Origin of the sequence: Thiomicrorhabdus sp. 6S3-12, from assembly GCF_017571475.1 — a bacterium.
Taxonomy (GTDB): domain Bacteria; phylum Pseudomonadota; class Gammaproteobacteria; order Thiomicrospirales; family Thiomicrospiraceae; genus Thiomicrorhabdus.
The window spans coordinates 185,512-207,369 of sequence record NZ_JAGETW010000001.1 but is presented as its reverse complement, the minus strand read 5'-3'; the positions used below and the strand labels follow the sequence as shown (position 1 = coordinate 207,369).

22 protein-coding genes are annotated in these 21,858 nt (G+C 47.3%); 11 read left to right on the top strand and 11 right to left on the bottom strand.

Features of this window, described 5'->3' with window-relative positions; all coding sequences use genetic code 11:
• The first annotated feature begins 204 nt into the window (after nt 1-204).
• The 11 genes from J3999_RS00990 (at nt 205) to J3999_RS12000 (ending at nt 9,842) form a co-directional block, all read left to right on the top strand.
• The gene (locus tag J3999_RS00990; protein ID WP_208126070.1) at nt 205-885 is read left to right on the top strand and encodes a TorF family putative porin; all 681 of its coding nucleotides are present in this window, start codon (nt 205-207) and stop codon (nt 883-885) included.
• 169 nt (nt 886-1,054) lie between these two features.
• Nucleotides 1,055-1,786, top strand: coding sequence for an urease accessory protein UreD (locus tag J3999_RS00985; protein WP_208126069.1), 732 nt, complete (start codon nt 1,055-1,057; stop codon nt 1,784-1,786).
• A 37-nt stretch (nt 1,787-1,823) separates the two neighbouring features.
• Complete coding sequence (ureA, locus tag J3999_RS00980) at nt 1,824-2,126, top strand: urease subunit gamma (protein WP_173286036.1); 303 nt, start codon at nt 1,824-1,826, stop codon at nt 2,124-2,126.
• 9 nt (nt 2,127-2,135) lie between these two features.
• Nucleotides 2,136-2,453, top strand: a complete 318-nt coding sequence (locus tag J3999_RS00975) for an urease subunit beta (RefSeq protein ID WP_208126068.1) — start codon at nt 2,136-2,138, stop codon at nt 2,451-2,453.
• Nucleotides 2,450-4,159: an urease subunit alpha gene (gene ureC, locus J3999_RS00970; protein WP_208126058.1), complete on the top strand. Its 1,710-nt coding sequence runs from the start codon at nt 2,450-2,452 to the stop codon at nt 4,157-4,159. The genes J3999_RS00975 and ureC overlap by 4 nt, the downstream gene beginning before the upstream one ends.
• Nucleotides 4,160-4,170: 11 nt before the next feature.
• Entirely contained in the window at nt 4,171-4,671 is a 501-nt protein-coding gene (gene ureE, locus J3999_RS00965) for an urease accessory protein UreE (protein WP_208126056.1), read from the top strand.
• Nucleotides 4,672-4,687: 16 nt separating this feature from the next.
• Nucleotides 4,688-5,353, top strand: coding sequence for an urease accessory UreF family protein (locus tag J3999_RS00960; RefSeq protein ID WP_208126054.1), 666 nt, complete (start codon nt 4,688-4,690; stop codon nt 5,351-5,353).
• A gap of 18 nt (nt 5,354-5,371) precedes the next feature.
• A complete protein-coding gene (gene ureG, locus J3999_RS00955; RefSeq protein WP_208126052.1) occupies nt 5,372-5,974 on the top strand; it encodes an urease accessory protein UreG in 603 nt (200 codons plus the stop codon).
• Nucleotides 5,974-6,639, top strand: coding sequence for a hypothetical protein (locus J3999_RS00950; protein WP_208126050.1), 666 nt, complete (start codon nt 5,974-5,976; stop codon nt 6,637-6,639). The genes ureG and J3999_RS00950 overlap by 1 nt, the downstream gene beginning before the upstream one ends.
• Nucleotides 6,640-7,027: 388 nt before the next feature.
• Entirely contained in the window at nt 7,028-8,071 is a 1,044-nt protein-coding gene (locus J3999_RS00945) for an aliphatic amidase (protein WP_208126048.1), read from the top strand.
• Between the two features lie 106 nt (nt 8,072-8,177).
• Complete coding sequence (locus J3999_RS12000; protein WP_208126045.1) at nt 8,178-9,842, top strand: VWA domain-containing protein; 1,665 nt, start codon at nt 8,178-8,180, stop codon at nt 9,840-9,842.
• Nucleotides 9,843-10,002: 160 nt separating this feature from the next.
• Here the strand turns inward: J3999_RS12000 and J3999_RS00935 are convergent, their stop codons facing one another.
• From J3999_RS00935 to J3999_RS00885, 11 genes are all read right to left on the bottom strand, one after another.
• Nucleotides 10,003-10,536 (bottom strand): NTF2-like N-terminal transpeptidase domain-containing protein, encoded by a 534-nt coding sequence (locus J3999_RS00935; RefSeq protein WP_208126043.1) that lies wholly within the window; start codon nt 10,534-10,536, stop codon nt 10,003-10,005.
• A gap of 227 nt (nt 10,537-10,763) precedes the next feature.
• Nucleotides 10,764-11,153 (bottom strand): zinc ribbon domain-containing protein, encoded by a 390-nt coding sequence (locus J3999_RS00930; protein WP_208126041.1) that lies wholly within the window; start codon nt 11,151-11,153, stop codon nt 10,764-10,766.
• Between the two features lie 17 nt (nt 11,154-11,170).
• On the bottom strand, nt 11,171-12,403 hold the full coding sequence (gene fmdA / locus J3999_RS00925) for a formamidase (RefSeq protein ID WP_208126039.1): 1,233 nt from the start codon (nt 12,401-12,403) through the stop codon (nt 11,171-11,173).
• A gap of 58 nt (nt 12,404-12,461) precedes the next feature.
• The gene (urtE, locus tag J3999_RS00920) at nt 12,462-13,151 is read right to left on the bottom strand and encodes an urea ABC transporter ATP-binding subunit UrtE (RefSeq protein WP_208126037.1); all 690 of its coding nucleotides are present in this window, start codon (nt 13,149-13,151) and stop codon (nt 12,462-12,464) included.
• Nucleotides 13,152-13,166: 15 nt separating this feature from the next.
• Nucleotides 13,167-13,913 carry an urea ABC transporter ATP-binding protein UrtD gene (urtD, locus tag J3999_RS00915; protein ID WP_173286013.1) on the bottom strand — a complete coding sequence of 249 codons (747 nt, stop codon included), beginning with the start codon at nt 13,911-13,913 and terminating at the stop codon, nt 13,167-13,169.
• A 21-nt stretch (nt 13,914-13,934) separates the two neighbouring features.
• Nucleotides 13,935-15,050, bottom strand: coding sequence for an urea ABC transporter permease subunit UrtC (gene urtC, locus J3999_RS00910; protein WP_208126036.1), 1,116 nt, complete (start codon nt 15,048-15,050; stop codon nt 13,935-13,937).
• 8 nt (nt 15,051-15,058) lie between these two features.
• Nucleotides 15,059-15,895 carry an urea ABC transporter permease subunit UrtB gene (urtB, locus tag J3999_RS00905; RefSeq protein ID WP_243755223.1) on the bottom strand — a complete coding sequence of 279 codons (837 nt, stop codon included), beginning with the start codon at nt 15,893-15,895 and terminating at the stop codon, nt 15,059-15,061.
• A gap of 236 nt (nt 15,896-16,131) precedes the next feature.
• Nucleotides 16,132-17,388 (bottom strand): urea ABC transporter substrate-binding protein, encoded by a 1,257-nt coding sequence (urtA, locus tag J3999_RS00900; RefSeq protein ID WP_243755222.1) that lies wholly within the window; start codon nt 17,386-17,388, stop codon nt 16,132-16,134.
• A 371-nt stretch (nt 17,389-17,759) separates the two neighbouring features.
• Nucleotides 17,760-20,027, bottom strand: coding sequence for a class 1a ribonucleoside-diphosphate reductase subunit alpha (gene nrdA, locus J3999_RS00895; RefSeq protein WP_208126034.1), 2,268 nt, complete (start codon nt 20,025-20,027; stop codon nt 17,760-17,762).
• Between the two features lie 438 nt (nt 20,028-20,465).
• Nucleotides 20,466-21,548, bottom strand: a complete 1,083-nt coding sequence (locus tag J3999_RS00890; protein ID WP_208126033.1) for a GTP-binding protein — start codon at nt 21,546-21,548, stop codon at nt 20,466-20,468.
• 54 nt (nt 21,549-21,602) lie between these two features.
• Nucleotides 21,603-21,806: a DUF2892 domain-containing protein gene (locus tag J3999_RS00885; RefSeq protein ID WP_208126032.1), complete on the bottom strand. Its 204-nt coding sequence runs from the start codon at nt 21,804-21,806 to the stop codon at nt 21,603-21,605.
• Nucleotides 21,807-21,858: the final 52 nt, after the last annotated feature.

Genomic DNA, 21,858 nt, shown 5'->3' with positions numbered 1-21,858 from the left:
ATTCATATTGCACCAAGTGTTTTCTTTTTGTGTTCTTTTTTGGTGCTCTATTCAGGGTGGTAAAAACCTTGTTTTTTGGTAATAAATTTTAAGTGATTGAAATATAAGCTTTATTTATTTTTTGGCCTATATCGGGTTAATAGGGTTTGTGAAATTAATTTGCTTTTTTTATAACAACTCAAACCCGTCTTGGAGATTTAATAGATGAAAAAATCACTACAACTAAAACCACTTCTTCTGTCACTTGCTGTTGCTGGTTCTGCAGCTATGGCAGTAACGCCTGCATCAGTTCAAGCGGGTGAGATTTCTTATAACGCAGCAGTAAGTAACATGTATCTGTGGCGTGGTCTGCAGATCAGTGAGAGTGCTGGTACTGTTTTTGGTGGAGCCGATTATTCTCATGAATCAGGTTTGTATCTAGGTACTTGGACTTCTTCTGAAGGTGCTTCAGGAAGTACTGAATTTGATGTTTACGGTGGTTATGCACCAACTTTTGGTGATGTTTCTTTGAATATCGGTTATGCAGCTTATTTCTATCCTGCAGCAGGTGGTTCAAGCTATGATCGCGACGACGGGAACTTGATCTCTGAATATGTTCTTGGTCTAGGTTATAAAGATTTCTCTGCAACTGCATATATCAATACAGAGACTGATGATGCAGATAACTACAAGTACATTTCTTTGGACTACGGAATGGGTGCAATCGGTCTTCACTACGGTACCACTCTGTCTGATAACGATGCAGCTGAATACAGCGATGTAAACATCAGCTATGCAGCAACTGATAACCTAAGCTTCAAACTGAGCAAGGCGTTCGGTGATGCGGTAGACGATACTGCACTAGAGAAGCCTCTACTTCAGCTTACTTACGGCTTTACTTTCTAATCTGACTTTTGGTCAGCCTAGTTAAGGAAAAAAGGGGCTGCGGCTCCTTTTTTTATTCAAAATGATTAATACCTCACTGAATCAGGGATGGAAAGGTTTTTTATCTTTTTCATTGGTCAACCGATGGAATAAAACCGTTGTAAAAGATAAGAAACACTTTGGTCCTCTTGTGCTGCAAAGGCCTTATTATCAGGAAGATGATCGGCCGACGATTCTGGTTATTCATCCGCCGGGCGGTGTTGTTGCCGGAGATCAGCTGTCTTTAAATGTCGATATGCAGCCCGACTCCAAAGCGTTGATCAGTACGCCTGCGGCAACGAAATTCTATCGGAGTCTGGGCAAAACAGCCTGTCAATCGCAAACGATCGAAGTGTCGGGTGGTTGTGAGCTTGAGTGGCTGCCTCAGGAAACCCTGTTTTTCGATCGTTCCAGTGTCAAAAACACTCTGGTCTTTAATTTGCACGATACAGATTGCCGGTTGATTGCCTGGGATATCGTCGGCCTGGGTCGTCCGGCCATGCAAGAAACATTCGAGAACGGTCATCTTGTGCAGAGTTTGACTGTCAATTTGCATAAAGAGCCGATTTTTATCGACCGGTTTGTATTTTCGGGTCAGTCGGAGCTTTTAAGCAGTCCTTTTTCCCTTGCCGCGCAGACGCTGATGGCGACCATGCTTTTTTATCATGCGGATAAAAACGTTCTTAAAAAAATCAGGGCGCTGCTGCTTGAGGAGCCGTGGTCGGATAGGTGCGGCATTTCACTGGTCGATGAGGTGTTGGTTTTACGAACATTGGATTGCGATCTCGATGATTTGAAAAACCGTTTGATTCGCGCTTGGGAGATTTCAAGGTCTTTAATTATTGGCGTTCCTCCAGTCTATCCGAGAATTTGGAAGACTTAGGGTCGGTATTCGTTAAGTAAGGTTACAAGGAGGCGGAGTGGAGCTTTTACCGAGAGAAAAAGATAAGTTGTTGCTGTTTACGGCAGGTCTGGTTGCAGAACGCAGGCTCGCCCGCGGCCTGAAGTTGAACTACCCGGAAGCGATCGCGCTGATTAGCTGTGCGATATTGGAAGGGGCCAGAGATGGACGAACCGTTGCCGAGCTGATGGATTTTGGAACCACGGTTCTTAGCCGGGAACAGGTCATGGACGGTGTGCCCGAGATGATCGATGAAGTGCAGGTAGAAGCGACCTTTCCGGACGGAACCAAGCTTGTTACCGTGCATCAGCCAATCGTATAGGAGGTCGAAATGATTCCGGGAGAAATAGTTGTTGCCGAAGGCGATGTCGAGCTGAATGTCGACCGAAAGTTGATCACGCTTGAAATTGCCAATGCGGGAGATCGACCTGTTCAGGTGGGGTCGCATTACCATTTTTATGAAGTGAATCCGGCGTTGCAGTTCGAGCGGGAAATGGCGAAGGGGTTTCGCTTGAATATACCGGCAGGGACTGCGGTTCGATTCGAACCGGGGCAGGTTCGCAAAGTCGAGTTGGTTGCCATTGGCGGTAAACGCAAAGTTTACGGTTTTCAACAGAAAGTCATGGGACCGCTTGGGGAGGATGCATGAGTTATAAATTGGATCGAAAAGCTTACAGTGAGATGTATGGCCCGACTGTCGGCGACAAGGTGCGTCTGGGCGATACCGAACTGTGGATCAAGGTCGAGCAGGACTACACTTTATACGGCGAAGAGGTCAAATTTGGCGGCGGTAAGGTTATTCGCGACGGCATGGGGCAGGGACAAGCCTGTTCTGACAGGGTTATGGATACCGTTATTACCAATGCGTTGATTCTGGATACCTGGGGAATCGTGAAAGCTGATGTCGGCATTAAGGACGGAAATATTGCCGCCATCGGTAAAGCCGGTAATTCGGATGTTCAGCCGGGTGTGGATTTTGAGATCGGTGCCGGAACGGAAGTGATCGCCGGTGAAGGTCAGATTCTGACCGCGGGCGGTATTGATGCGCATATCCACTTTATCTGTCCGCAACAGATCGAAGAAGCGCTTATGTCCGGGGTGACGACCATGATCGGCGGCGGAACCGGTCCTGCAGCCGGAACCAATGCGACGACCTGTACTCCAGGCCCTTGGTATCTTCATCAGATGCTGCGTTCTGCAGAGTCTTTTCCAATGAATCTGGGTTTTCTCGGTAAAGGGAATGTGTCGCTTCCCGATCCGCTGATTGAGCAGGTGGAAGCCGGTGCCATCGGACTGAAACTGCATGAGGATTGGGGAAGTACGCCGGCGGCTATCGATAACTGTCTGTCGGTTGCCGAAGACTACGATATACAGGTTGCGATTCATACGGATACTTTGAACGAATCCGGTTTTGTCGAAGAGACGATCGCTGCCCTGAAAGATCGTGTTATCCATACTTATCATACAGAAGGTGCCGGAGGCGGGCACGCCCCGGATATTATCGTGGCCTGTAAGCTGCCGAATGTCTTGCCTTCCTCAACTAATCCGACGCGCCCGTTTACAGTGAATACGATTGACGAACACCTCGATATGTTGATGGTGTGCCATCACCTTGATCCGAATATTGTCGAAGATGTCGCTTTTGCCGAGTCCAGGATTCGCCGCGAAACCATTGCTGCCGAAGATATTTTGCATGATCTGGGGGCTTTTTCGATGATCTCCTCCGATTCGCAGGCGATGGGGCGTGTCGGGGAGGTGGTTACCCGTACCTGGCAGACGGCGCACAAGATGAAGGTTCAGAGAGGCGCTCTTCCGGAAGATGAGGGAGCGGATTGCGATAACTTCCGAGCCAAGCGGTATGTCGCGAAATACACTATCAACCCGGCTATCACCCACGGTATTGCCGATTATGTCGGCTCGATCGAAGTCGGAAAGTTTGCCGATCTGGTGCTGTGGAAACCGGCTTTTTTCGGCGCCAAGCCTTCAATGATTATCAAGGGTGGCATGATTGCCGCAGCGCCGATGGGAGATATCAATGCCTCGATCCCGACGCCTCAGCCGGTTCATTATAGAGGGATGTTTGCCGCTCAAGGGCCTTCGATGAGTAATACCTCGATTACGTTTGTCTCGCAGACGGCTTATGAGGACGGAATTGCGGATAAATTGAAGCTGCAAAAGATCGTCAAGCCTGTGCGTAATACGCGCAATATCCGTAAGAAGGATATGGTGCTGAATGATCTGATGCCGAACATTACGGTTGATCCGGAAACCTATGAGGTGAGGGTGGATGGCGAATTGATCATTTGCGAGCCTTTCGATCAGCTGCCTCTGGCTCAGCGCTACTTTTTGTTTTAAGGAAATCGTTTATGAAAGAGTTTTTTGTTGTCAATCAGGTAAAACAGGATGATCTGAATCTTGGGACCCTGACGCTGAACTTCAGTCAGCGGGAGAAAAGCCGTTTAAAAGCCTCTTTGGACAGTGGAGAAGAGGTCGGGTTGTTCTTGCCGCGCGGTACGGTGTTGCGAGAGGGCGATGTTCTGAGTAACCAGCAGGGGGAAAGCGTTGTCGTTAAAGCGGCATTGGAATCGGTATCGACGATTACGGCACCCGACACCCATCTGCTTCTGCGCATCGCCTATCATCTGGGAAATCGTCATGTTCCTTTGCAGGTCGAGCCGGAATGGCTGCGCTATGTGCACGACCATGTTCTGGACGACATGGTTCGTCAGCTCGGCGGAACCGTTACCTCCGAAATGGCAAGTTTCCAGCCGGAGAGCGGTGCTTATGGCGGTGGCCATCATCACGGCGGGCATGAGCACTCTCATGCTCATTCACACAGCCATGATCATCACCATCATCATCACTGATTAACGGGGGCTGCGAGTGTCACAGCAAAAACTCCTCAGACTACTGCAGCTTAATAGTCCGAGCTTGCCGATTGGCGCCTACGCCTATTCGCAAGGCTTGGAAGCTGCCGTTCATCAAGGTCAGGTTGCGGATATCAAGCAAGCCAAGGCATGGATGACCTTGCTGCTCAGGCAATCACTGGCTAACAATGATTTGGCCGTGATTGCCCAGGCGTATGCGCATTGGCAGCAAGAGGATTATGCGCAGCTTAATTTACTGGCCAAGACCAGTCGGGCATTAAGAGAAACCGAGGAGCTTTTACAGGAAGATTCCCATTTAAGTCGCGCTCTGCTACGACTGGCAGAGCCGATGGGTGTGCCGATCGATGATCGGTTTAACCGCAAGACTTCGTTTCCCGTGGTTTATGCCCGATTTGCACAGGTCTGGCGGGTTGATCTGCAGCAGGCTCTGACCGCCTTTGCCTGGAGTTGGCTGGAAAATCAGATCGCCGCTTTGTTGAAGCTTTGTTCGATCGGCCAGACGCAGGCTCAAGTGATGATGCTCGAATTAGACGAGGTTGTGCTGGAAGCGGTTAAGACGGCACAAAATTTACCTAAAGATGCTTTGGGGATGAGTTTGCCGAATTACGCCATTCTCAGTGCCCAGCATGAAATTCAATATTCACGATTATTTCGTTCATAAGAAAACGATGGAGTACGCATGAAAGGTCCTTTGAGATTGGGAATTGGCGGGCCGGTTGGCTCGGGAAAAACAGCTCTGATTGAGATGTTATGTAAGGCGATGCGCGACGATTACAATATTGCCGTCGTGACGAACGATATCTATACCAAGGAAGATCAGCAGATCCTGATTCGTCAGAATGCTTTGGATGAAGAGCGTATTGTCGGGGTTGAAACCGGCGGCTGTCCGCATACGGCGATTCGCGAAGATGCGTCGATGAATCTGACGGCGATCGAAGAGCTTCAGGAAAAATTCGATCATCTTGATATGGTGATTATCGAATCCGGCGGTGATAATTTAAGCGCGACTTTCAGTCCGGAACTTTCCGACCTGACGTTGTATGTTATTGATGTCGCTGCCGGCGACAAACTTCCCCGTAAAGGCGGTCCGGGCATTACGCAATCGGATTTGCTGATTATCAATAAGACCGATTTGGCGCCGTATGTCGGGGCCAGTCTGGAGGTGATGGATCGCGATACTAAAATGCAGCGCGGCGAGCGGCCATATGTTTTTACCAATCTGAAAAAACTCGAAGGCCTGCAGACGGTTGTCGATTTTATTGTTGAAAAAGGGATGTTGTGATGCTGGAAACCGGCCTGTTAATCGTCTTTTTTTACGGCATGCTGCACGCTTTCGGGCCGGATCATCTTACGGCAATTGCAGATTTTTCGATTGGTCGTGAGCGCCGTCGCGTGTTTAAGGTGGCGCTCGGTTTTGCCATTGGCCATGGTGTCAGTCTGTATCTGTTTGCTTTGCTGTTGCAGCAGTTTGCTTTGTCCGACGAGTTACTGGCTTGGGGGGATATTGCCGGTGTTTCGCTGTTAATTATTATGGGGGCTTATCTGCTGTATCTGGTGCTGGCCGATCGTATTCACCTTAGTAAGCACTCGCATAATGGTCGTGAGCATATTCATATCTGGTACGGAAAATCACACAGCCATGCCGACGGAAAGACGGTCGATGTGACGAAAAAAGGCTGGGCAATGGCGGCGACGCTGGGTGTGCTGATGGGAATCGGCGGGGCACGCGGTATGTTGGTTTCCTTAGCGGCCTTGTCTGAACAGGCGGTCAGCCCGATGATGATTCTTAGTTTTACCTTGGGCGTGGCGATTATTTTTGTACTTTTCGGCTTTGCGCTCATGCTTCTGAATCAAAAGCTGATGCAGTCTAAAGCGCTGCTGCGCGGCGGTTATTCGCTTATGGGGGTGACCTCTATCGGCGTTGGCGGTTATCTCCTATTTGGTTGATTGCAAATGCTTCTTAAAAAAAACAGGCTCCGGCCTGTTTTTTTGTTTTTGCAACACGGAACGGTGTTTTGAACTAAAGTGATTTGGGCGATGTTTCGTTTTTGAATTTGAATGCACTTTTATGGTGCAGTCTTGTCATTCAACCATGTAGTAATGTGTATTGAATTTTTCACTTGAGCTGCTATTTTGTAATAGTGATATTTTTTTCTTTTAAATCAAGTAGATAGTTAATTTTTTACATCGGGTTTTAAATTGAGGTTCTTGGCATGTCTTTTGTTAATGATAGTTCCTATGTACTGCGTTGGGGCTGTGAACTATTGCCCATTGCAACGATAACGCAGGTTTAAGGTTTTTAATTTAGTAATTCAGAGTTTATGGGGAATTAAGCATGAGACATGGAGATATCTCTTCCAGTAACGATACAGTAGGTGTCGCGGTTGTTAACTATAAAATGCCGCGCCTGCATACAAAGGATGAAGTGCTTGATAATGCACAGAAAATCGCCGATATGATTATTGGCATGAAACAGGGGTTGCCGGGGATGGATCTGGTAATTTTCCCTGAGTACTCCACTCACGGCATTATGTATGATGCCAAGGAAATGTACGATACGGCATCAACGATTCCTGGTGACGAAACACGAATTTTTTCTGAAGCCTGTAAGAAAGCGAAAACCTGGGGTGTTTTCTCTCTGACTGGTGAACAGCATGAAGAGCATCCTAACAAGGCGCCATACAACACTTTGATTCTGATCAACGACGAAGGTGAGATTGTTCAGAAGTACAGAAAAATCATGCCTTGGTGTCCGGTTGAAGGCTGGTACCCGGGTGATAAGACTTATGTAACTGAAGGACCTAAAGGCATGATGATCAGTTTGATCATCTGTGATGACGGTAACTACCCTGAAATCTGGCGTGACTGCGCAATGAAAGGTGCTGAATTGGTTGTTCGTTGTCAGGGTTACATGTACCCGGCTAAAGAACAGCAGGTTATGGTTTCCAAAGCGATGGCCTGGATGAACAATACCTACGTTGCGGTTGCCAATGCCAGTGGTTTCGACGGTGTTTACTCATACTTCGGTCACTCTGCAATCATCGGTTTCGACGGTCATACTTTGGGTGAGTGTGGTGAAGAAGATTACGGTATTCAGTATGCCGAGCTGTCTGTTTCTCAGATCCGTGACTTCCGCAAAAATGCTCAGTCTCAGAACCACCTGTTCAAACTTCTGCACCGCGGTTATACCGGCAAGATCAACTCCGGTGAAGGCGATCAGGGTGTGGCTGCGTGTCCTTACGAATTCTACTCAACCTGGATCAATGATCCTGAAAAAGCCAAAGAGCAGGTCGAGAAGATTACCCGTAAGACTGTTGGTACGGCTGAATGTCCTATCGACGGAATTCCTAACGAAGAGACTACAACCGAGCATCGCTAAGCTCCTCTGAATTGACGATGTATGCATGAGTTATAACGTTTTATTAAATGATGTACAGCGTCAATTAGAACTTACATTATTAGCCTTCTGGGGGCGCTCATTCAGGGTGCTTCCACTAAATGATAATGAAGTGGTACCGCTTGTCAGAGCCGGTACCATTTTCCTTCCCGAATTTATTGAAGCCGAGACCGATAAAGAAGCCCGTCAGCGTTTCTTAAGCTCGGCTTTACATGCGGCTGCACATATTGTGTATTCCGTACCGCAAGACTCCTCCGGGCTGAATAATCGTCAGCTGGTTCTTATTTCGCTGCTGGAAGATGCCAGAGTGGAATATTTGGCTTCTCAGGTCTTTCCGGGCATGCGCTCGCTTTTCCGCAGGAATTACACGAAAAAACCGTCTAACTCGTTGCAGTTCGCCGAGATTGCCTATGCCGTCGCTTATGCCTTGGTGAATGAGGTGGATATTGCGGATAATCCTTTTGTCAGCAAAGCGCGCCGGCTTTTTCAGGAGGCGGTAGAAGAGGATGTGGAGAATCCATTGCTTTTCCGTGCAATCGGTCTTGCATTGGCTAACGATGTTGGCCAGATGCGCATCAGTATGAATGAAAGAGACGAATTCAGGCTGGTTGATTACCGCGATGATAATTCCTATCTGTGGAACGCCTATGAGGAAGTCGCGACCCAAAGTGAACAGGCCAGCGGAGATGACGAATCGGTCAGTGTGACCGGAATCGGCTACGAAGAGGTTCTGGATGGCAAGTCGGTTTCCAGTTATAAAGAAGGTGCCGGCGAAGTTGACGGTCTGGTTTTTACGACCGTCGACGAAGAGGTTCAGTCCTCGCTGTTAAAGCATACGCCGACGCATGAAATGTTTGCCTATCCCGAGTGGGACTATAAGATCGCCCGCTGGAAGCAGAAGTGGTGTTCGCTGGATGAAATTACCTTTCACGAACAAGATTCAAATGCGCTTGAACAGCGGATAGAGCACTATCGTAGCTTCGTAAACAAACTGCAGCATATTATTCAGTCCTATCAGTCGCAGATGCATCGCCGAAAGAAGCAGGAAGACGGCGTAGAACTGGATTTCGAGGCGCTTGTAGACCAGCTGGTAGAATTGAAAAAGGGCGGTGCGGCTTCGGAGTCGCGTATCTATATCGATCATGTTCGCGAGCGTCAGCATGAGCTCTCTCTGCTGGTGTTGCTGGATTTATCCGAATCGATGAACGATCCGCATGCCGAAGGGGCCGAGAGTGTGCTGGATCTGACTTTGGATTCCACCGTCGTGCTTTCCCAGCTGCTGGACGGCCTCGGGCATTCGTATGCGATTCAGGGGTTTAATTCCAATGGTCGTGGCGAAGTGTCCTATTACAATTTTAAAGACTTTGATGGCGAATCGGAAACCTCTCTGGCAGCTTTGGGACAGGCCAAAGCGGCTTATTCAACGCGTCTGGGGACTGCTCTCCGTCATGCCTTCCACAAAATCAGCCGCCGCCCTGAGCGACATAGACTGATTCTGGTTATTACTGATGGTCAACCCTCCGATATCGATGTGTACGACCCGCAGTATTTGATTGAAGATAGCGCGGTGGCGATTAAAGACATAGAATCGGCCGGCTGTAAGACTTTCTGTCTTTCTCTGGATAAGAATGCGGATGATTATGTGCAGAAAATTTTCAGAAAAGGGCATTATGAGGTGGTCGAGCATGCGGAGAAGCTTCCGCAAATCCTGACTAAGCTGTATTTAAAGGTCTTTAAGTCATTTCTGGCCTGATGGCCTGATGCTTGGCCAATGTCTTGGTTAGGCTTTATGCGCTTTTCTACGCGAGGGGAAGGGGGCGGAGAGACGTTTTCTTCTCATTCTTGGCGCCAGTTGCAGATTCAAAAATAGCTGGGCATGTCTATGTTCCCGTGCGGGTCCGATAATTAATTGATTACTTTTGCCCTTCGTTCGGGGTTTTTGTTCCGTAATAGAGGTTACAAGCTTCTTCTTTTAGTTGCTGGGCGATAGTGGTGTCCTTATCACAGGCATATTTAGCTTGCATGAGGATCGAAGCGATCGCGTGCGCAGAATACACTTTCCATTCATTATTTTCTTTTAACAGTAATTGCGTTGCTTTTACGGTTTTCACTTCCATGCTGCCCGGGGTTGAGAGTTCAGCGGTTACCTGGACGACAGCCATGCTTTCATCGGATTCGGTAATGCTTGCCCCTTTGATGGTGACCACTCTGTTTTTATCCAAAACAGAGGTTTTCAAAGCGATGACTCGAGTGAATTGTTCCTTGCTAAAGGATTCCTTGTCCTTGGATGAGAGCAGTTCGTAACTTTTGCCAGGCTGGTTGTCGAACAGGTTCTGGTAGTAAAGTTTGCCGATTTCAATTTGCTGTTGTTTATCGTCAGTGTCACTTGCCAGACTCTGAGTCGCAAAGAAGCTTGAAAGCAGGAGTAACCATGTTGTGATTTTCAATTATCTATCCTTTTAATAACGTTGAAGCTTGAGGTCGGTTCGGGCCGCGATGATATTCCCAATAAATGCTGAACTCGATAATTGTTGATTAACCTTGTGAAGTGAGTCGGGATAATCAGAATAAGTAGAGGCAGGCCGGTAAAGTAACCAGGAATCGTTGGATGTATAGATGAAAAAAGCCCCGATATTCAGGCGAATATTCGAGGCTTTTTCTTTGCCGGAGCTGTTTAGTGACTAATCATCCAAGGACGCATTGACGGGAACATTTTCTCGCCATTTGCAGTCCACATCAGCTTGGAAGCCTTTTTCTTATGATGGCCTCCGCAACCACAACCCTTGTGATGGTGTTTGTGGAGCTTTTCTTCAAACTTGCGGCGTTCTTCGTCCTCTGCACGACTTTCCTTAGTCGACATTTTTGGTTCATGCTGGGCTTTTTCGTTTCTCTCAATGGCTTTTCGCTTTTCAGGGGCCATGTCGAGAATTTCCGGCGGAACCATCAGGATTCTTGGCGCAAGTTCTTTACAGTGTGGACATGGCATGGGTTCAGCTGCATCATCAATGGTCGCTAACTCATGAAAAATTCCATGTTCTTGGCATTTGTAATCATAAACAGGCATTGGCAAAACTCCTTAAATTATTTCTCGTCTGGAGCGATTGGAACCGTTACGCTTTCATCAACTTGTTTAGTCGGTCCTTCGGCGTTAGGGTTGATATCAAAGTCGTATACTCCGGTAGGCATCCAAAGCGTCGCACTGGCGTTTGGAATATCAACGATACCGCTGATATGCGCTTGAGTCGGAACTGTACCCAGTAGCGAGTAAACCTGTTCACCGGTATAACCGAATTTCTTCATATACTCGATGGCATTCAAACACGCCTGTTTGTATGCGACGTTAACATCCAGATAGTGCTGTTTACCTTCTTCGTCAACCGAGATACCTTCGAAGACAACGTAGTCGTCGTAACGAGGCGTTAGCGGGCTTGGCTTGAAGATTGGGTTCTTGATGGCATATTTGCTCATACCGTCTTTAATCAGATTGACGCGCAGGTGAATCCAACCGGCCATTTCAATCGCACCACAGAAGGTGATTTCGCCGTCACCCTGGCTGAAGTGAAGGTCACCAACGGATAGGCCGGCACCATCTACGTATACAGGGAAGTAGATTTTTGAACCTTTGGTCAAATCTTTGATGTCACAGTTACCGCCGTGCTCACGTGGCGGTACGGTACGTGCACCTTCTTTAGCCGCTTCTTTCGCTGCTTCCGGTTTCATCTGCCCCATGTGTGCGGTTTCAGCGTACGGAAGGGTAGCCAGTGCAGGAACACGATCAGGCTCAGTATCGTAAAGCGCTTTTTCACGCTCGTTCCATTCTTTAAGCATCTCTTTTGATGGAAGGCATCCGATTAGACCCGGGTGCAGCAGACCTGCAAATTCAACGCCTGGAATGTGACGGGATTTGGTCATGATGCCGTTGAAATCCCAAATGGTTTTCTGAGCATCAGGATAGTGATCGGTCAAGAAACCGCCACCGTTGTTAAGCGAGAAAAGTCCGTTGAACCCCCAGTTGCTTTCTTCGAAAGTACCGATATCAAGGATATCGACTTCAAGAAGGTCACCAGGCTGTGCGCCTTCAACACCGACCGGACCGGAGAGGAAGTGAACCTGAGACAGGTCAACGTCACGGATATCCGATGCGTCGTCGTCGTTTTTGATCTGTCCACCTGTCCAGTCATAACATTCAAGAATGAAATCATCGCCAGGTTTGACGGTTGCAGCCATCGGGATGTCCGGGTGCCAGCGGTTATGAACCTGTTCATTGTCGTAGGCAGACTTTGAAAGGTCGATTTTAACTATCGTTTCAGCCATTTTAAAAGCTCCGTTGTGGTTGTGAGAAGTTAGTGGTTGAGAGGAATTCCGTTTGTTGTTAAACCGACAGGAATTTCGCTATCTGTTCTTCATCGACTTCGTCTTTAGGCTGATCGTGAATGATTTTGCCTTTTTCGATGACGATGATTCGGTCTGCAACATCGAGTGCAAAGCTCAAAACCTGCTCAGAAACGATGATGGATAGTCCGTGCGAATCGCGAATCTCTTTCAGGGTGTGCGCCATCTCTTTGATGATCGATGGCTGAATACCCTCTGTTGGTTCATCCAGAAGCAGTACGTCCGGGTTACTGGCCAGCGCGCGGGCAATCGCCAGCTGCTGCTGTTGACCACCGGATAGGTTTCCGCCGCGACGTTTGCGGAAATCGCGCAGGATCGGGAAGATGTTGTACAGTTCTTCCGGTACTTTGGATTCTTTAGTCGTCGTCAGGCCGGTTTCAATGTTTTCCTCAACGGTCATGGTCGAGAAAATCATTCGCCCCTGAGGAACGAAGCCGACGCCAGCGGCAACGCGGTCATGACTTTTCATTCCGCTGAGCTCTTTTCCTTTCAGTTGAACTGAACCGCTTTTGGTTGGGATCATGCCGATCAGGGATTTCATGAGTGTGGTTTTACCCATCCCGTTTCGTCCCAGTACCGCGATGATTTCGTTTTCTTTAAGAGAAAGATTTAACCCTTTTACGACCTCACTCTCTCCGTAGGCGACATGTAAGTCTTTAATTTCTAACATGTTGTAGATCTCCTCTTAATGACCTAGGTAGACTTCGATAACTTTCGGATCCGACTGAACGTGATCCATTGAACCTTCCGAAAGTACTTGACCTTGGTGCATTACAGTTACACGGTCAGCAATCTCTTCAACGAAGTGCATGTCATGTTCGATAACAAGTACTGAACGGTCTTGGGTAATTTTTTGCAGTAGTGCCGCGGTTTGCTTTCTTTCCGAAACCGACATACCGGCGACAGGCTCATCCAGCATTAGAAGTTCAGGGTCTTGAATCAATAGCATGCCGATTTCCAGCCACTGCTTCTGGCCGTGGCTCAGTAGGCTGGCTTTGCTTTGCAGCATTTCTTTCAAGAAAATCATTTCGGCAATCTCATTTACCTTGTCGATAACCGCTTGGTCTCGAGTGAAGGTTAGAGCACCCCATACTTTCTTGCCCTTAGGGTAAGAAAGCTCCAGGTTTTCAAATACCGTTAAATCTTCATAGATTGACGGGTTCTGAAATTTACGGCCGACACCAGCGTGAACAATTTCGTGCTCACGCAGTTTGGTAAGTTCTTTACCTTTAAATTTAATGGATCCTTCTGTTGATTTGGTTTTTCCGCAGATAAGATCCAGAATGGTGGTCTTACCGGCACCGTTAGGGCCGATAATGACGCGAATTTCCTGTTCTTCGATGTAGAAGGAAACGTTGTTCACCGCTTTGAATCCATCAAATGAAACCGTTAAGCCTTCAACACTGAGTACAAAATCTTTTTGTTGATACATGGTCTTCTCCAAATTTCCTTTTTACTCTGCTTTATCTTTCTTTAGCTTCTTGTCGAGAAGTTTGTCGACTTTTGGCTGAAGGTAAGTCTCATACAGTCCTGCCAAACCTTTAGGGAATGCCAGTACAACCGCGATGAACAGTGCACCCATCGCAAACAACCAGACTTCCGGGTAGGATTCGGACAAGATGGTTTTTGCCCAGTTGACGATCAGCGCTCCGTAAACGGCACCGAAGATAGACAGGTTTCCACCTACGGCTGCGAAGATAACCATTTCAATCGATGGAACGATACCGATCAGTGAAGGCGACATGAATCCGACTTGCAGCGTGAACATGGCGCCACCGATCGAAGAGAAGATCCCTGCGATACAGAAGATGAAAATTTTGTAGTTATCTACGTCATATCCGGAGAAGCGGACACGGTCTTCACTGTCGCGCATTGCGACCAGTAGGCGCCCCAGTTTGCTTTTACGAATGTACTGTGCAGCAACTAGAACCGCTAGAAGTAAGATGGCGTTGACGAAGTAGAGTATATATTTGGCTGAATCGGTACGAATGTCCCAGCCAAGTAGCGTTCTTAAGTCAGTAATACCGTTAACACCACCTGTGTACCCCTGCTGACCAATGATAAGGATGGTCAAGATAGCAGCGATTGCCTGAGTGATGATCGCGAAATACACCCCGCCCACGCGTCGTTTAAACATTGCAGCACCGATAATGTAAGCAAAAATTGCCGGTAAGACGATGATTGCAACAAGTGTGAAGCCAAAGCTGTGGAAGGGTTCCCAGAACCATGGCAGAGCCGTTAGCTGGTTCCAGTCCATAAAGTCAGGAATCCCAGGAGTTGATTGGATTGCCGTATTTTCCGGTGTCGATGCTTCCAGTTTAAGGAACATCGCCATGGCATAGCCGCCGATACCAAAGAAGATCCCTTGCCCCAGACTCAGAATTCCTCCAAGACCCCAGGATAAAACCAGGCCGATTGCCACGAATGCGAAGGTTAGGTATTTTCCGATCAAGTTTAGTCGGAAAATATCAAACAATAGAGGCAGTAGGACAAGCAGTAAAACTGCGAGTACAACAAATGACAGTACGTCATTTCTTGGGGTTAACGATTTAAATTTACTTTGTAACATCATGCCTCCTATTTACGCACTTTAAGCGAGAACAAGCCTTGCGGACGTAGCATCAAAATTACGATGACCGCTAGTAGGGTTAATACTTTTGCCATAGAGCCACTTAAGAAGAACTCCATAATGGATTGTGCTTGTGCAATTGAGAACGCAGATGCAATGGTTCCAAGTAAGCTTGCTGCACCACCGAATACGACGACCAGGAAGGTATCTACGATATACAGCTGGCCTGAAGTTGGTCCTGTCGAGCCGATCATGGTGAAAGTCGCTCCGGCAATCCCGGCAATCCCGCAACCCAGTGCGAAGGTGAAACGGTCGACTTTAGCGGTATTAATACCAACAGCACCGGCCATGGCACGGTTTTGAACGACTGCTCGCGCTTGTTTGCCTTTTCGTGATTTTTGTAGGAACAGGAATACGCCTACGGTGATAACGAAAGTGATGACCATAACGATAATCCCGTTAATCGGAATTTCGATGGTATCTGTCAGTGCATAAGATCCCATCATCCAATCCGGAAGACTTACGCCTACTTCACGAGGCCCGAAAACGGTTCTGTAAAGTTGTTGTAGGATTAGACTCAGTCCCCATGTCGCTAGAAGCGTGTCCAGTGGTCTTTTGTATAGATGGCGAATTAGACTCCATTCCACGAGCATGCCTAAGAGGAAAGTCCCTATAAAGGCAAAGATCATGGCGATGAAGAAATAGATGTCGAACAGGCTAGGAAGAAAGTCGGCAAAAAGGTTGGATGTGAGGTATGTGATATAAGCGCCCAGGATCATAAATTCCCCGTGTGCCATATTGATTACGCCCATCTGTCCGAAGATGATCGCTAGACCTAAGGCCATCAGGAGTAATACTGCAAACAGTATTAATCCAGAGAAGCCTTGCATTGCAAAGATTGAGCCGAGTTCAGCCCATGTATAATCGGCAAACATGTACTTTCCTCCTAGTGGATAAAGTGAGTTGTTCGGAAGTGAAAAAAAGGATCTTGTTATTTTGAATTCGCCTAATTAAATACTCTCTATAGAAAGTATTTAATTAGGCGCGGCAGCCTGTTGTTAGCTGCACGCGCACTAAGTGCTTATTGATAACCTTTAGGGAATGGATTTGGTTCAATCAATTCTTTAGATTCATAAACGACATCAAAAGTACCGTCTGCTTTAGCATGACCGATACGAGATTTAGACCATAGGTGATGGTTCGGGTGAACTTTTACATAACCTTCTGGTGCAGTCGTCAACTCGATGCCTGGAAGTGTTTTCTTGATTGCGTCAACATCGAAAGAACCTGCTTTTTCAACAGCTGCTTTCCATAGCCAAGGACCAAGATATGCCGCTTGAGTTACGTCACCAATAACGCTCTTCTCTCCCCACATTTTCTTAAATGCAGCTTCAAATTTCTTATTGTTGTCGTTAGGCAAGCTTTGGAAGTACTTCATTGAAGCGTATAGACCTTCAACGTTTTCACCGCCAATACCTAGGATTTCATCTTCGGTTACAGATAGAGTCAGTACTAATGGCTTCTCTTTAGTTAGATCGATACCGGCTGCTTTAAGCTGCTTGTAGAATGCAACGTTAGAACCACCAACAACGGTTGTGAAGATAACGTCTGGCTTCTTAAGTTTGATCTTGTTGATTACAGAGTTGAACTGAGTGTGACCCAGAGGGTAGTACTCTTCACCGACAACTTTCAAACCAAGTTTCTCGATGTGTTTACGCGCGATTTTGTTTGAAGTACGAGGCCAGATGTAGTCAGAACCAAGTAGGAAGAATTTCTTAGCGCCTTTGGTTTCTTTCGCCCAGTCGATACCTTTCAGGATCTGCTGAGTCGCTTCTTGACCTGTGTAGATTACGTTAGGAGATTGCTCTAGCCCTTCATAGAAAGTCGGGTAGAAAAGCATACCGTTGTATTGTTCAAATACTGGAAGTGCTGCTTTACGTGAAGCAGATGTCCAGCATCCGAATACCGCCGCAACTTTGTCGTTAACCAATAGTTTTTTAGACTTTTCAGCGAAGGTTGGCCAGTCACTTGCACCATCTTCTTGAATATATTCAATCTTTCTGCCTAAAACACCGCCCATTGCGTTGATTTGCTCAATGGCCAGTTTTTCTGCCTGAACGGAACCGGTTTCACTGATTGCCATAGTCCCTGTTACAGAGTGAAGAATCCCCACTTTTACCGTGTCGTCAGTGACGGCCAGGCCTGTAGTGTTAACTTCTGAAGCGTGAGCAAGAGAACCGAAAGTTCCGCCTGCCAGAGCCATGGCTGCTGGAATGGCAAGGAGTGATTTAAGAACTTTTCGTCGTTTCATTGTTGCTGGCGAAATTTTGTTATCCATAGAATTTTCCTTAGATTGAGTGGTTGAAGAAAATTTCGCCTCTGTTTAAGCATTGAGCATGCCATTTTTTATAAGTCTTTGAAATACAATGTTTGAATTGGTTTTTGTTTGGTTTAAAAGGTTTATTCCGCACTTTATTGGTGAGGTTTTTTTATTATTGGTGCAATGTTTGGTTTTTTTGTTCTGGATCAAGAATTGATCGGCAGATACAGCGGCTTATTACTTCTTATTCGGAAGGGTGAACTTTTTGAGTTGGTGGTCTGTTTTCGGTTTTTAGGGACAGGGTTTTGAGGAGGTGTTTGCAAAGGTGAGATATGCTGCGGGAATAAAAAAGCCCTTGGTTAAAAGGGCTTTTTCTAAGTAACCGAGGGTTACAGTTTACAGGCTCCGCCAGCGCAGCCGTCGTCTTCATGCGCGTCGTCAGCGCCATCACGGGTATTGTGATAATAAAGCGTTTTCAATCCCATCTTGTATGCGTACAGAAGGTCTTGAAGGATGACTTTGATTGGCACCTTGTCTTCGTCAAAGCGTGATGGGTCGTAGTTGGTATTGGCGGAAATCGCCTGGTCGACGAATTTTTGCATGATTCCGACCAGTTGCAGATAGCCGTGGTTGTTCGGGATGTGCCATAGCAACTCGTAGTTGTCGCGACATTCTTTAAAGCCCGGTACAACCTGTTTCAGGATGCCGTCTTTGGAAGCCTTGACCGAGACGTAACCTCGAGGCGGTTCGATTCCGTTGGTCGAGTTGGTGATCTGCGAGGAGGTTTCGCAAGGCATAAGAGCCGTTAGGGTCGAATTACGCAGGCCGTGTTGTTTGATGTCGCTGCGCAGTGCTTCCCAGTCCAGGTGCAGCGGCTCATTGCAGACAGTGTCGATATCCTTTTTATAGGTGTCGATCGGCAGAATGCCTTGCGAATAGGTGGTTTCATTGAAATAATCGCAAGCACCGTGCTCCTGTGCCAGTTGGTTGGAGGCCTTAAGAAGGTAGTACTGAATTGCTTCGAAAGCGCGGTGAACCAAGCCGTTAGCGGAACCGTCGGAGTATTTCGTTCCGTTCTTGGCCAGATAGTAAGCCAGGTTGGTTACGCCGACACCCAGTGTGCGACGCCCCATGCTGGCACGTTCCGCTGCCGGAACCGGATAGTCTTGATAGTCGAGCAGGCTGTCCAGAGCGCGTACGATCAGATCGGAAAGTTTTTCCAGTTCATCAAGGTTTTCCAGCGCGCCCAGGTTGAATGCCGATAGTGTACACAGAGCGATTTCACCGTCAGGATCTTCAACAGAGTTGAGCGGTTTGGTGGGCAGAGCAATTTCCAAGCACAGGTTGGATTGATGAATCGGCGCCTGATGCGCATCAAACGGACTGTGGTTGTTACAGTGATCCACGTTCTGAATGTAGATACGGCCGGTCTGTGCTCGCTCTTGGGCAACCTGGGTAAACAGTTCGATCGCTTTAAGCTGTTTTTTACGGATTGTTGGATCGGCTTCGTAAATTTTATACAGGCGTTCGAATTCATCCTGATCGGCGAAGAAAGCGTCATACAATCCTGGTACGTCGGACGGGCTGAATAGTGTGATCATGCCGCCTTCCAACATGCGTTGGTACATCAGCTTATTGATTTGCACGCCGTAATCCAGATGGCGGGCTCGGTTTTCTTCGACGCCGCGGTTGTTTTTCAGGACCACAAGGGATTCGACTTCCAAGTGCCAGATAGGATAGAACAGGGTTGCAGCGCCGCCGCGAACACCGCCCTGCGAGCAGGATTTAACGGCTGTCTGGAAGTGCTTGATAAAAGGAATCATGCCGGTGTGATAAGCTTCACCGCCACGGATTTCCGAACCTAGGGCGCGGATTCGTCCGACGTTGACACCAATCCCTGCACGTTGCGAGACATATTTCACGATGGATGAAGAGGTCGCGTTAATCGAGTCGAGTGAGTCGCCGCATTCAATCAGTACACAGGAGCTGAATTGACGGGTCGGGGTACGTACGCCGGACATGATTGGTGTCGGCAGAGACAGTTTGAACAGAGACGCCGCATCATAGAAGTCTTTGACATACTGCAGACGTGATTCTTTCGGGTAATGACCGAAAAGGCACATAGGAATCAGCATGTAGATGAACTGCGGGCTTTCATAAATTTGCTTGGTGACACGGTTCTGAGCCAGGTATTTCCCTTCAAGCTGTTTTACGGCGGCGTAGCTGAAGTTCATGTCACGGCTATGGTCGATATAGCTGTTAAGTTCGTCCAGTTCCTCGGAAGTGTAGTCTTCCATGATTTGGCTGTCGTAGACCTTTTTATCGGTCATTGCCTGAATATGGGTTTCCAGGTGTGGTGGTTCGAACTGACCAAATGCTTTTTTACGCAGGTGGAAAATGGCAAGACGGGCGGCAAGGTGCTGGTAATCCGGGGCGCTTTCGGAGATCAGGTCTGCTGCAGACTTGATGATCGTTTCGTGGATGTCGGCGGTTTTAATGCCTTCGTAGAACTGGATGTGCGAGCGCAGTTCGACTTCGGAAACGGAAACGTTTTCCAGGCCTTCAGCGGCCCAGCGGATGACGCGGTGAATTTTTTCCAGATCAATGGCTTCGGTGGCACCATTGCGCTTAGTAACTAGGATGTTTGGCTGACTCATGAACGGATCTTTTAACCTGTGTATAAATAAAACATCGTTAATTCTGATGGAATTAACAGATTTATTTTCTATTTCATAGGCTTAGCGCCTAGATGAGCAGTAGCTTGTGAACTGTGTGCCTTAATCTATAGTGTTAAAGGTAAAGAAGCTCTACAAGATATGGTGATGCGTCTGCTCGGTTACACAGAATATAGTGTAAATTTATATGAATCGCAAGAGGTTAAAATGTGGGGATAATTCACAGGTCGCGATACGGATTTCTGTGGAAATAATCTCTAAACCCCGAGTTTTCAGTGCTTTTTTGTTAAGGATAACTTGTGGATAACTTTGTGAATACAAAAATTAAAAAAAGAAAAATTTTTTTATTTACTTTTAAAAAATTTTAGTGTCAAAACGGACTGATTATTGGTCTTAAGGGCTTGCAATTTTATAACTTAATCAGTCTTGCGTTTTTAGGCAGCTCAGCAGTGCTAGGTAGAAGTCAACGGGATTAAATGGTTTGTCGCTCTCGTGTGCCGCGACAAGGATTTCGATCCGCGAATCTTTTCGGTAGCTGATCAATTCGCGGCTGAGTTGTTTTTGTCTCCATTGAAAAAGCATCCATGGTTTGCCGACACGAAAAACCCCTTTCATTCGTCTCATTCCGGTAAAGGCAGGTTTGCTGTTGAATTCTTCGAACAGGGTGTGCAGTTTTTGCCAGTCGAACTCTGCTTCCGGAGAAAACAGCCAGCCGTAACTGAGGGTTGTACTGCTTTGTTGCTGTTGGTAATCGAGAAGTTGAGGGTGCTCTGGCATCGATTCCTGGACGGTGTGAAGCGGTTGATGGAGTGCTTTGCGGTTTGAAGAGGTGATCTTAGTCGTTTGCGAATCGCGTAAAAAATACAGCTCAGCTGCTTTTGGAGCAGGTTTGAGTAGCGTTACATCTGCGGCGGACTGTTGGGTCAGTTCGACTGCCTGTTTCGGGGGGTAGAGTCCGGAGGCATACTCAGTGAGGGATGCGAGGTGTTCATCACTGCACAGGTCGCTTTTATTTAAAATAATTATGTCAGCCATATGGCTGAGATTGCGGTAACTCAATTTTTCCTGCCATAGCTCCGGGTTTAGCTCGTTGGCGGCAAATACGCAAAGGATGTTTTCAAGAAAAACGGATTGTTGTGCATCGAGTTCCTGCTTCAGGTTTTTCAAGAGATCAACCAGCGTTTCGGGTTCACTGAGACCGGTCGGTTCGATCAGGATTCGGTCGAATCTGTTCTCGCGAAGTAACGCATCCAGTGTTTTCTGCAGCTCGGGCATGGAGCTACAGCAAATGCAGCCCCCGGGAATCTCGTGAACGGTTGCTGAATTCTGACTACTGAGTATGGCACCGTCAAGACCGATCGCGCCGAACTCGTTAACGATGATCGCCCAAGTTTCGGCAATCGGTTTTTGCGTTAAGAGGTGTCGCAATAAGGTGGTTTTCCCTGCACCCAGGGTTCCGCAAATTAAGTTGATTTTACAGCTGGGGCGGTTTGATGATGTCATGCAAGAGAATTGAATGTGGAGAGAATTCGGCAGTCGTAGTGACTGCCGGAATCTTTACTTGTCGTATTTAATATTAGCGTGTACCGGGCAGGTCTGAATGCCTAGAAGCGTGTACAGCGGACACCATTTAATTAAACCGGTAACAAGCGGGATAACACCAATATAACCCCATGCGCCGATAATATCGAAATAAGAAAGCGCGATAAGCAGCGCACCGATCAAGATGCGGATAATGCGATCAACTAAGCCAACGTTCATAAAGAGTATTCCTTTGAGTTAAGGTTTTGTAATTTGTATATTGGTTTTCTTT

What these genes read in the sequence shown, in the direction of transcription:
- J3999_RS00990 (WP_208126070.1), top strand. Translation starts at nt 205, where the DNA reads ATGAAAAAATCACTACAACTAAAACCACTTCTTCTGTCACTTGCTGTT.
- J3999_RS00975 (WP_208126068.1), top strand. Translation starts at nt 2,136, where the DNA reads ATGATTCCGGGAGAAATAGTTGTTGCCGAAGGCGATGTCGAGCTGAAT.
- ureC (WP_208126058.1), top strand. Translation starts at nt 2,450, where the DNA reads ATGAGTTATAAATTGGATCGAAAAGCTTACAGTGAGATGTATGGCCCG.
- ureE (WP_208126056.1), top strand. Translation starts at nt 4,171, where the DNA reads ATGAAAGAGTTTTTTGTTGTCAATCAGGTAAAACAGGATGATCTGAAT.
- ureG (WP_208126052.1), top strand. Translation starts at nt 5,372, where the DNA reads ATGAAAGGTCCTTTGAGATTGGGAATTGGCGGGCCGGTTGGCTCGGGA.
- J3999_RS00950 (WP_208126050.1), top strand. Translation starts at nt 5,974, where the DNA reads ATGCTGGAAACCGGCCTGTTAATCGTCTTTTTTTACGGCATGCTGCAC.
- J3999_RS00945 (WP_208126048.1), top strand. Translation starts at nt 7,028, where the DNA reads ATGAGACATGGAGATATCTCTTCCAGTAACGATACAGTAGGTGTCGCG.
- J3999_RS00930 (WP_208126041.1), bottom strand. Translation starts at nt 11,153, where the DNA reads ATGCCTGTTTATGATTACAAATGCCAAGAACATGGAATTTTTCATGAG.
- fmdA (WP_208126039.1), bottom strand. Translation starts at nt 12,403, where the DNA reads ATGGCTGAAACGATAGTTAAAATCGACCTTTCAAAGTCTGCCTACGAC.
- urtE (WP_208126037.1), bottom strand. Translation starts at nt 13,151, where the DNA reads ATGTTAGAAATTAAAGACTTACATGTCGCCTACGGAGAGAGTGAGGTC.
- urtD (WP_173286013.1), bottom strand. Translation starts at nt 13,913, where the DNA reads ATGTATCAACAAAAAGATTTTGTACTCAGTGTTGAAGGCTTAACGGTT.
- urtC (WP_208126036.1), bottom strand. Translation starts at nt 15,050, where the DNA reads ATGTTACAAAGTAAATTTAAATCGTTAACCCCAAGAAATGACGTACTG.
- urtB (WP_243755223.1), bottom strand. Translation starts at nt 15,895, where the DNA reads ATGGCCTTAGGTCTAGCGATCATCTTCGGACAGATGGGCGTAATCAAT.
- urtA (WP_243755222.1), bottom strand. Translation starts at nt 17,388, where the DNA reads ATGGATAACAAAATTTCGCCAGCAACAATGAAACGACGAAAAGTTCTT.
- nrdA (WP_208126034.1), bottom strand. Translation starts at nt 20,027, where the DNA reads ATGAGTCAGCCAAACATCCTAGTTACTAAGCGCAATGGTGCCACCGAA.
- J3999_RS00890 (WP_208126033.1), bottom strand. Translation starts at nt 21,548, where the DNA reads ATGACATCATCAAACCGCCCCAGCTGTAAAATCAACTTAATTTGCGGA.
- J3999_RS00885 (WP_208126032.1), bottom strand. Translation starts at nt 21,806, where the DNA reads ATGAACGTTGGCTTAGTTGATCGCATTATCCGCATCTTGATCGGTGCG.